This is a genomic window from Stenotrophomonas sp. SMYL8 (assembly GCF_036320065.1).
Lineage (GTDB): Bacteria > Pseudomonadota > Gammaproteobacteria > Xanthomonadales > Xanthomonadaceae > Stenotrophomonas > Stenotrophomonas maltophilia_A.
In genome coordinates, this window is sequence record NZ_JAWIRR010000015.1 from 1 (window position 1) to 8,386 (window position 8,386).

General features: G+C 67.8%; 5 protein-coding genes. 4 read left to right on the forward strand and 1 reads right to left on the reverse strand.

Annotation, left to right across the window (positions count from 1 at the left end):
* Positions 1-80: 80 nt before the first annotated feature.
* The gene (locus tag V3B25_RS13100) at positions 81-2,132 is read right to left on the reverse strand and encodes a glycoside hydrolase family 97 protein (protein ID WP_329810820.1); all 2,052 of its coding nucleotides are present in this window, start codon (positions 2,130-2,132) and stop codon (positions 81-83) included.
* Positions 2,133-2,369: 237 nt separating this feature from the next.
* On the opposite strand from V3B25_RS13100, the gene V3B25_RS13105 reads away from it, so the two are divergent.
* The 4 genes from V3B25_RS13105 (at position 2,370) to V3B25_RS13120 (ending at position 8,289) form a co-directional block, all read left to right on the forward strand.
* On the forward strand, positions 2,370-4,562 hold the full coding sequence (locus V3B25_RS13105; RefSeq protein ID WP_329810821.1) for a Six-hairpin glycosidase-like protein: 2,193 nt from the start codon (positions 2,370-2,372) through the stop codon (positions 4,560-4,562).
* Complete coding sequence (locus V3B25_RS13110; RefSeq protein ID WP_049422729.1) at positions 4,559-6,046, forward strand: MFS transporter; 1,488 nt, start codon at positions 4,559-4,561, stop codon at positions 6,044-6,046. Before V3B25_RS13105 ends, V3B25_RS13110 begins: the two co-directional genes overlap by 4 nt.
* The gene (locus tag V3B25_RS13115) at positions 6,046-7,761 is read left to right on the forward strand and encodes an alpha-amylase family glycosyl hydrolase (RefSeq protein ID WP_329810822.1); all 1,716 of its coding nucleotides are present in this window, start codon (positions 6,046-6,048) and stop codon (positions 7,759-7,761) included. The genes V3B25_RS13110 and V3B25_RS13115 overlap by 1 nt, the downstream gene beginning before the upstream one ends.
* Positions 7,762-7,902: 141 nt before the next feature.
* A complete protein-coding gene (locus V3B25_RS13120) occupies positions 7,903-8,289 on the forward strand; it encodes an SseB family protein (protein WP_049422731.1) in 387 nt (128 codons plus the stop codon).
* Positions 8,290-8,386: the final 97 nt, after the last annotated feature.

Genomic DNA, 8,386 nt, shown 5'->3' on the forward strand with positions numbered 1-8,386 from the left:
GGGCGGGCGCCCCCCCCCCCCCCCCCCCCCGCCGCGCGCGCCGGGCGCCCCCCCCCCCCCCCCCCCCACTACCGGGGCATTCAACGCGGCGTGAAACGGATGGCCTGCCCGCCACCCGGCGCAAGCACCAGCGTCAGTGCGTCGGCGCTGGTCACCTCACGGGTTTCGCGCGCGAATGCGAAGGGATTGCTGCGGAAATCCGCGCCCGCGCCATCGCGGTAGATCTCGGCGCGATAGCGCACGCCCGGCTCCAGGAAGCCCAGCGACACCGGCAGCACACGGCCGTGCTCGTCGGTGATGCTGCCGAGGAACCAGTCGCGGCTGTTGCGGTCGCGGCGCACGATCGTCACGTAGTCGCCCACTTCGCCATCGAGCACGCGGCTCTGCTCCCAGTCCACCGCGACGTCTTCGATGAAACGGAATGCCTGGCGATGCTGCAGGTAGTGCTCGGGCAGGTCGGCGGCCATCTGGATCGGGCTGTACAGCACCACGTACAGCGCCAGCTGGCGTGCCAGCGTGCTGGGGAAGGCCTGGCCGTGGCGGCCCTTCAGGCTGAGGATGCCGGGGGTGTAATCCATCGGCCCGGCCAGCATGCGGGTGAACACCAGGTTGACCTCATGTTCCGGCGGGTTCGGCGGCTGGCCCCAGGCGTTGTACTCCATGCCACGTGCGCCTTCGCGCGAGATCCAGTTGGGATAGGTGCGGCGCAGGCCGGTGTCCTTGATCGGCTCATGCGGGTTCACCGACAGATGGCGGCGCGCAGCCTCCTGCACCACCGTCAGATGGTGGCGCGCCATGAACTGCCCGTCATGCCACTCACGCCACAGCGGGCCGCCCGAGGGATTACGGCGGTCGACCTGGCCGTCGTCACAGACGTAGCCGGTCTTGAACTGGTCCACGCCCAGCCGCGCATACAGGTCCAGTGCGGTACCCAGCTGGTCCTCGTAATGCTCGATGGCACAGCCGGTTTCGTGGTGGCCGATCAGATGCACATCCTTCTTCAGGCCATACGCTGACAGCGCTTCAATGTCGAAATCGGGTGTGGCACGGGTGAAATCGAAGTCGTAGCCATTGCCCACCCACATGCCGTCCCAGCCCGGATTCCAGCCTTCCACCAGCACGCCACGGAAGCCGTGCGCGGCGGCGAAGTCGATCACCTTCTTCGTCTTGGCGGTGGTGGCCGCATGCTTCGGCCCGGTCGCCCAGCTCTCGTTGTCCAGGTGCATCGACCACCACACCCCCAGGTACTTGGCCGGCTTCACCCAGCTCACATCACCCAGCGCATTGGGTTCGTTGAGGTTGAGGATCAGGTCCGATTCGACCAGGCCACCGGCACGGTCGGCAATCTGCAGCGTGCGCCACGGCGTGGCGAAGGGCAGGGCGCGGCGCACCTTCCAGCCTTCGGCCGAGGGCGAGAGCTGCGCGCGCAGGCGCTGGCCCTCGGTTCGCCGCAGCCACATGCCGGCATAGTCCACCAGTGCGGCCTCGTGGATCGCCACGTGCAGGCCATCGCGGCTGCGCAGGGTCATCGGCGTATGCACCAGCGGAACCTCGCGCAGCGGCGTGCGCTGGTACAGGTACTCGTAGTGGATCGGTTCGCCGGCAGGGATCCACCACGCGGTGGAATCCTGAGCGATGGCGAACTCGGTCAGCTCGTCATCGATGATGGCTTCGCGCAGGTTCGGCTGCTCGGGGAATACGTAGCGGAAGCCGAGGCCATCGTCGTACACGCGGAACACCACATCCAGCCGGCGCTTGCTGCCGGTGGTCTCGGCCAGCTGCACGGTCAGTTCGTTGAAGTGGTTGCGGGTGAGCCGGCGTTCGCCCCAGGGCTGTTCCCAGTTGTCATCGACGCTGCGTTGCTGTTGGCCGAGCAGGGCGAAATCCCGGTCCAGGCGCCCATCGCGCAAGGCAAAGCCCAGCTTCGAATCTTCCACCACGGTCTCGCCGAAACGCTCGACGCGATAGCGCGCGGTGCCACCGTCCAGCACCAGGCTGACCTTGAGCACCTTTCCCGGTGATTCGACGCTGGCCACCTGCGGCGCGGCCTGCGCCAGCGTGGCCAGGCCCAGCAGAGCCAGACCGAGCAGGTGCGCGAACACCGCGCGTACAGCAGTGGGTGACATCGGCATTTCCCCTCCCAAGGCGCCGTTGGCAGACCCGGACCATAAGCCAGCACGGCAGGCGCGCTACCGTGTGGTGCCATGAATACGTATGCAGCTGGACGCAGCCGACAGCACCGCGTCTACCATGGGGCCAAGGCACCTTGAGGGAGGGGCCGCGCCCGCCCGCCGGCAACGACGGTGCGGACCTACAACGCGTGCAGAGAGGGAGGGAGGCCGACGGGCGCAAGCCGGTCCGCCGCTTCGATGCTGAAGATCATTTGCCTGACCGCTGCCCTGGGGGCAGCGCTGGGATCGACCGCGCAGGCGGCCGACCTGCAATTCGACGGCCGCCATGCGCGCGCCGAAGCCGCTGCCAAGGGCAGCTACGTGCTGCATGCGCCGAAGGCTGAGGTGCGTATCGCGCCCATGCCGATGCGCAGCCAGACCGGCAGCGTGATGTTCGATGCACTGTTCGCGCTGGCCCAGCAGGAGATGGACCAGGACCGCGTGGATGCGATCCGCGATCCCGCGTTCGACGAAGGCCGGCCGGTGCCATGCGAGTGCTTCCAGACCGGCGCGCGCTGGCCCTACGTGTGGACCCGCGATGTCAGCTTCGCCGCCGACCTGGCGCTGGCGCGACTGGACCCGAAGCGCACCCGGCAGTCGCTGCAGTTCAAGCTCTCGGCGGCGCGCGATGGCCATACGCCCGGCCTGTTCGTCGCGCAGGACACCGGTTCCGGCGGCAGCTGGCCGATCAGCAGCGACCGCGTGGTGTGGTTCCTTGCGGCACGCCACCTGCTGGACGATCGCGCGTTTGCCGACCAGGTCTGGCAGGCGCTGCAGGGCACGCTGGCGCAGGACCGCGCGATGGTGTTCGACGCGCAGGTGGGCCTGTACCGTGGTGAGACCTCGTTCCTGGACTGGCGCGAGCAGACCTATCCGGACTGGACCCGCGAGGACGTGCGCTTCATCGGTGATTCCTACGCACTGTCCACCAACGTGCTGCACTACCAGGCACTGCGCCTGGCCGAACGCCTGGCCGGCCAGCACGGCGACGCCCGCGCGGCCGAGTACAAGGCGTGGGCCGATGCGCTGGCACAGCAGATCGATGCACGCTTCTGGCGCGAGGATATCGGCCAGTACATGAGCTACATCGGCGAAGCCGCGCACCCGGTGCCGTACGCCAAGGTCGATCTGCTTGGCCTGTCGCTGGGCATCCTCGCCGAGGTGCTGCCGCCCGAGCGCGCGCGCCGTGCACTGGCTGCCTACCCGATGGGGCCGGCCGGCAGCCCGGTGGTCTGGCCGCAGGAATCGCAGCAGCCGATCTACCACAACCGTGCGATCTGGCCGTTTGTCAGTGCCTACTCGCTGCGTGCGGCGCGGCAGCTGGACGATGCGCCGCGCATCGCCGCCGAGATCCGTTCGCTGATGCAGGGCGCTGCGCTGGCCGGTTCCAACATGGAAAACTACGAACTGGTCAGCCAGGCCGTGCATGTCGAGGAAGGTGCGCTGAGCGGCCCGGTGGTCAACTCCGAACGCCAGCTGTGGTCGGTGGCCGGGTATCTGTCGATGGTGGTCGAAGGCGTGTTCGGCGTGCAGGACGATGGCCGCGTGCAGCCCAAGCTGCCGGCCGTGCTGGTGCCGGAGCTGTTCGGCACGCACCCCCGCATCACGCTGGAAGCCAACGGCAGGCGCTATGTGCTGGAGCGCCCGCAGAACGTGGGCGATGGCCTGCTGGTGGCCGGCAGCACCATCACACGTGGCACGACTACCACGGTGCAGCTGGTCGCTGCCCCGGCAGCAACCGGTTTCGCTGCCACGACTGCGGATGCCAACGCGCGTGCGCCCGCAACACCGGCGGCACCGCAGGCCCTGCGCATGGGCACGGGCTGGAACGTTTCGGTGCAAGCCGAGCAGGTTCTGTGGAAGGACGGCAGGGCCCTCGTCGCCAGCAATGGCCCGGTGCACATCAGCGACGATGGCCTGCAGCACTGCCTCAGCCTGACCCGGCGCGAGGGTGCATTGGAATCACTGCACAGCCCGACGCTCTGCGTCGGTCCGCAGCAGGTGCTGAAGGGCGAGGAACGCTGGCAGTTCACCGCGGCCCAGGCCGGGCAGGTGCGCCTGCGCCTGCAGTACCGCAACCCGAACGGGCCGATCAACACCGGCGTCACGGCTGCGGTCAAGCAGCTGGTTCTGCAGTGCCCGGGCCAGCCGTTGCAGCGGCATACGGTCACCCTGCCGCACAGCGTGGCGGTGCAGGATTCGACCTCGGCAACGTTCGCAGTGCCCAAGGGGCGGTGCACGGTCACGCTTGAAGATGGCTTCAACATGAGCGCGCTGCAGCACTTCGCGCACTACACCGGCGGCAAGGGCGGGCGTGATGGTGTGCTCAACCAGGCCCAGGTGCAGGCACTGACGGTGGCGCCGGTGGCGATGGAAGAGGGCGCACGATGAGTCGTCCCGCCAAACCGCAGCTGTCGTTCTGGCAGATCTGGAACATGTGTTTCGGCTTCCTCGGCATCCAGTTCGGCTTCGCCCTGCAGAACGCCAACGCCAGCCGCATCTTCGAGACACTGGGCGCGGACATGGACGCGGTGCCCGGGCTGTGGATCGCGGCGCCACTGACTGGCCTGCTGGTGCAGCCGGTGATCGGTTACCTGTCCGATCGCACCTGGACGCGCTGGGGCCGTCGCCGCCCGTTCTTCATGATCGGTGCGGTACTGACTACGCTGGCGCTGCTGGTGATGCCGAATTCGCCGACGCTGTGGATCGCCGCCGGTACCTTGTGGGTGCTGGACGCCTCGATCAACGTGTCGATGGAACCGTTCCGCGCCTTCGTCGGCGATCAGCTGGCGCCGCGCCAGCGTCCGGCCGGCTATGCCATGCAGAGCTTCTTCATCGGTGTGGGCGCCATCGTCGCCAGCTTCCTGCCGTTCATCCTGGCCCACTTCGGTGTTGCCAATACCGCAGCTGCCGGCGAAGTGCCCGATACCGTGCGCTATGCGTTCTACTTCGGCGCGGTGGTGCTGCTGGCGGCGATCACCTGGACGGTGGTCAGCACCCGCGAGTACTCGCCGGCGGAGCTGGCCGGGTTTGACGATGCCGAGCCGCCGGCGCACCACGCAGGGGCTGCGATCAGTGGCCCCGCGCCGAGGGCACAGGTGGCGCTGTGGCTGGGGCTCGGCGTGGTGCTGGCGCTGCTGATCGCCTGGCGGCAGGGCGACAGGATGCTGTATGTGCTGGCAGGACTGTGCGCCGGCTACGGCCTGCTGCTGGCGGCCGCGCGTGCGTTGCCGGCCACGCATATGCTGGCCGCCATCGTCGGCGACCTGCGCGCGATGCCGGTGACCATGCGTCGTTTGGCGTGGGTGCAGTTCTTCTCGTGGTTCGCGCTGTTCGCGATGTGGATCTACACCACCGCCGCGGTGGCCGGTATCCACTTCGGCTCGACCGATCCGCAGTCGGCGGCCTACAACGAGGGCGCCAACTGGGTGGGCGTGCTGTTTGGTGCCTACAACGGCTTCGCCGCGCTGGCCGCAGTACTGATCCCGCCGATGGTGCGTGCGATCGGCCTGCGCTGGAGCCACCTGGTCAACCTGTGGCTGGGCGGCGCCGGCCTGGTCTCGCTGATGTTCATCCGCGACCCACACTGGCTGCTGCTGTCGATGGTCGGCGTCGGCTTCGCCTGGGCGTCCATCCTTTCGCTGCCCTATGCGCTGCTGTCCGACAGCGTGCCGGCATCGAAGATGGGCGTGTACATGGGCATCTTCAATTTCTTCATCGTGATCCCGCAGCTGGTCGCGGCCAGTGCGCTCGGCTTTGCCCTGCGCGCCTGGCTGGGCGGTCAGCCGATGCATGTGCTGGTGCTGGGCGGCTGCAGCCTGTTCGTCGCCGGCCTGTGCGTGCTGCGGGTTCCGTCCCGTCCGGAGGTGGTGTGATGCGTGGTGCGCTGTCTGTTGCTGTTTCCCTGGTACTGCTGGCCGGCCATGCGACGGCCGCGCCACGCCCGGACTATGTGGGCACCACCGAGCCGTTCGCCAGCGATGCGGTGTACTTCGTGATCACCGACCGCTTCGTCAACGGCGACCCGTCCAACGATCATCGCGACCAGGGCGGAACGCATCGCACCTTCGATATCCCGGTGCGGTGCCCGGACAAGGTGGACGGCAACATCGGCTATCTCGGCGGTGACTTCCGCGGCGTGCTCGACAATGCGCAGTACATCCGCAACCTCGGCTTCGGCGCGGTATGGATCACGCCGATCGTTGACAACCCGGACGAGGCGTTCACCGGCAGCAAGCCGATCAGCTGCACCAGTACGCTGACCGATCGCGGCAAGACCGGCTACCACGGCTACTGGGGCATCAACTTCTACAAGCTCGATGAGCACCTGCCCAGCAAGGACCTCGACTTCGCGGGGTTGACCAAGGGCCTGCATGGCGCAGGCCTGAAGGTGGTGCTGGACATCGTCGGCAACCACGGCTCGCCGGCCTGGACCATGCCGACGCGGCAGCCGCAGTTCGGCCAGATCTTCGACAAGGACGGAGCGCTGATCGCTGATCACCAGAACCTGCCGCCGCAGAAACTGGACCCGAAGCACAACCCGCTGCACGCGTTCTACAACAACGTCGGTCCGGTCGACAGCAAGGAGGGATCGATCTTCGACGGCAACCTCGCCGAACTGTCCGACTTCAACCAGGACAATCCGGCGGTGATGGACTACCTGGTCGGCGCTTACCTGCAGTGGACCGCGCAGGGCGTGGACGCGTTGCGCATCGACACCATCGGCTGGCTGCCGCACCCGTGGTGGCATGCCTTCGTGAAGCGCATCCGCGCCGAGCATCCGGGCATGTTCATGTTCGGCGAAGCGTTCGACTACAAGGCCGCGAGCATCGCCGAACACACCTGGCCGGCCAACGCCAATGTCAGCGTGCTCGATTTCCCGTTGCGCGGCGCACTGGAACAGGCCTTCGGCACCGCCGGCAAGGGCTTCGAGACCCTGGCCGAGCCGCTGCACCTGAGCGGTGGCCCGTACGCCAACCCGTATGAGCTGATGAGCTTCTACGACAACCACGACATGCCGCGCCTGCAGGCCAGCGACAGCGGCTTCATCGATGCGCACAACTGGTTGTTCACCGCACGCGGCACTCCGGTGGTCTATTACGGCTCGGAAACCGGCTTCATGCGCGGCCGCGCCGAGCATGCCGGCAATCGTGCCTACTTCGGCCAGCCGCGCGTGGATGCCGCACCGGAGAGTCCGATCTTCGCGCCGCTGCAGCGTATCGCGCGATTGCGCGAAGCCACGCCGGCGCTGCAGCGTGGCCTGCAGGTGAATGAGCGCCTGCAGGGTGATGAAGCGGTGTTCTTCCGCGTGCTGCAGCATGGCGACGTGGCGCAGACCGCGCTGGTGCTGCTGAACAAGGGCGACCGGACCAGGACCCTCACTGTGTCGCGTTACGTGCAGGCGGGCCGCTGGCGCGATGCACTGGACGGCGGGTCGTTGCAGGTGGATGCCTCCCTGAAGGCCGACGTGCCCGCGCACGGCGTGAAGGTCTACGTGCTGGACGCCGCCGTGCAGCAGCCGGCATTGCAGGCCGAGCTGGACAAGGCGATGGCCGACCAGAAGGCGCGGGATCTGCGTCTGGGACGGTAGTGCCGGCCGCTGGCCGGCAACCCCGGAATCCTGGCTCCTGCCTACCGCTCTGGTGGGTGCCAACCTTGGTTGGCACGCTTTTCGAGCAGTCGAGCAAGCTCGACTCTACAATAGGCACCCCTCACGCCCCGCCGTACCGCCATGACCGACCTCGCCCTGCAGACCCCGATCGAAACCCTGCTGAAGGCGGCGATGGACGGGGCGGTGCCGATCCGCGCCTTCATGGAGGCCTTCGTCGCCTCCGAAGTGGTGCTGCTGACCGGCAGCCTGGTCACTCCCGACGGCAGCGGCTTCGACCCGCTGCTGTTCGACAAGCAGGGCACCCTGCACGTGGCCGTGTTCACCGACCCGTCGCGGGTGGGCACCTACAGCCAGCAGGCCGAACACCAGATCCGCTGGCTGATGCTGGACGTGCTGCGCCGCGTGCCGGGTGGCTATGGCGTGGTGATCAATCCGGGCACTTCGCTGGGCTTTGAGATTTCGCCAAGCGGCGTGGGCGAGATCCTGAAGGACTTCGCCCAGGGCTGAACCGCCACCGCGCTATATTTGTAGAGTCGGGGGGGGGGGGGGCGGGGGTGGGGGCGGGGGGGGGGCGTCGGGCCTGGGGGTCCGGGCGCGAACGCGT